The sequence below is a fragment of the Flavobacterium sp. Leaf359 genome (assembly GCF_001423985.1).
Taxonomy (GTDB): domain Bacteria; phylum Bacteroidota; class Bacteroidia; order Flavobacteriales; family Flavobacteriaceae; genus Flavobacterium; species Flavobacterium lindanitolerans.
Genome location: NZ_LMPW01000010.1, coordinates 1055 through 3113 on the forward strand (window position 1 = coordinate 1055; position 2059 = coordinate 3113).

Below are 2059 nucleotides of genomic sequence, written 5' to 3' on the forward strand. Positions count from 1 at the left end.
GCGCTGTAGGTTCCGCCAAATGGACCCATTGTGATGTGATGTAGCCCTGAGTTCAAAGCAAATGGTTTGCCTATTGCCATATTTTCAAGGTTGTAAGGCCTATAGAGGGGCTGGTTCGTGCCAGGACCAGACAAGTTCACCTCTGGATATATCCACGTAAGACTAAGGTCGCTGAAATATTTCTCCGGACGCATTGAAATATAGACTGTCTGGGGACTATTTAAGGTAAATTTGGAAAGGTTTCCGACCCATCCGCTGGCAATTTCCTCCACGATATGGTTGTAGGGAAAGGTAATCTCATAAGGATCATAAGTATAATAAAAATCCGGATTCTCCTGCATAGTCCCACCGGAGAACATGGTTGAGATGGACTCTCCTGCGAAAAAGGAGTAGGTGTTCGATTCATATTCGTAGAGTATGGAGCCTCCTGTAGGAAGCCCTATTTTTTCCAATACGCCCATAGTGACTACATTGGGATTGACTGCATTGGTATGATATGCTGCTTCTGCCATATAGTCGTCTTCATGAAGGATGTAAGGAATATAGCTTGGAAAGCCAAATTTGTCTGTAGTAATGGCCCCATGTAATATATCATAGTTTCCATATATCCCATCACTGTAGTAGAATCGGTATTCCTCGTTCTTGTTTTGGGCTGCGTCTCTAAATATTAGTTTATCGGGGCTTCTAAAATCAGCCCTTTTGATAATGTTTGAATTTAAATCTGAAAACGTAATTTCGGCAACTCTCGTAGCATTATCAGGAAAATAGACAAATTGTGCCTTTCCGAAGCCTTCTGACTCTACTGAGGCAGTTATGTTGGTATATTCCTTTTTGCCAGTACCGGGAGCCTCATAGAATTTTTCGGTGTAAGTAAGTCTGACAAGCTGCTGTCCGTTGTTGTCGTATATGGCAGTAAGGCGGAAGCTGGTTCGGACCTCTTTAGTCCTGTCAGGATGAGTAATGATGTTCTTGTCATATATCCCAAACACAAACTTATATCCTTTGGTGTCATAGGCGGTAAAGGAGTTTATGAAATAGGTAGTTGGATTATAGTCCACATCTATCTTGATGAATTCGCCTTTGTTGTTGAGTATTGAAGGGACGAGGGTGTTATCCAACTGCTTTTTCAGAATAAACGATCCGGAATGCCCCATGAAACTGAACTTATAAATGTCACTGGTAAGCCTGGTGTTATTTGCAAACCCAGATTCGTTAGTCATGAACTCAAAAGAAGAATTTTCAATGACACGGGTGATAACACCTCCGTAGCTGATATTCCATCCACCCAATCCCGGATGGTACCTGTAGGACATGCCGATAGTGATGTCCCTGCTTCTCGTAGGGAGCGAGAACAGCGGTATGGATACATCGGGCACGCCGGTGTAGAGGCTGACCGGCACGTCGTCGAATTTGAACATGGCCGAGGTTTCCTTTGGCAGGCTTTCCGAACCGTATTCGTTTGTCATGGGCTGTTCTTGCGCCTGTAGTGCCATTCCCAGCCCTATGGCCAATAGTGCATATACTTTTTTCATATCTGTAATGTCTTGTTATTGTCTGTTGATTGCCTTAACGACCTTAACGGCATCTTCCTGCACGTTGGTTCGTATCTCTATGATGTAGATTCCCTCGGGTACTCCGCCGAGGTCTACGGGCACGGTTCGGTCCGTAATGTCGAAGTGCTGCAACTGCCTTCCGGAAAGGTCGTAGACGGTGGCCGTCCCTTTCTGGAACTCGTAGCCTACCAGCACGTTGGTGTAGTGCAGGGTAGGGTTCGGGTAGGCCTCGATAGGGTTCTTCTTTTCCTCCTTCTTCTTTTTGTCCTTGAGCTTCACGACCCAGAAGTCGTTGCGTCCCTGTCCGGAGTAGCGGTCACGGGATGGCGACCCCATGGAGGTGCCCGCCAGGATGTAGCCCCCGTCGCGGGTCTCTATGGCCTTGCGCAGTATGTCCTCGCCTCCGCTTCCTACGGTCTGCGTCCACTGTTCCTCCCCATTGCTGTCGGTCTTGATGGCGATATAGTCGTTGATTCCCTCGCGGTCTTTTTTCTTTGTGGCATAGG

2 protein-coding genes are annotated in these 2059 nt (G+C 46.8%); both read right to left on the minus strand.

Annotated elements, in window-relative coordinates; all coding sequences use genetic code 11:
* A partial coding sequence (locus tag ASG38_RS17960) for a hypothetical protein (protein ID WP_200937027.1) occupies positions 1-1313 on the minus strand: 1313 nt, incomplete at its 3' end.
* Positions 1314-1547: 234 nt separating this feature from the next.
* On the minus strand, positions 1548-2059 hold a 512-nt coding region (locus tag ASG38_RS04300), incomplete at its 5' end, for a T9SS type A sorting domain-containing protein (RefSeq protein ID WP_157486069.1).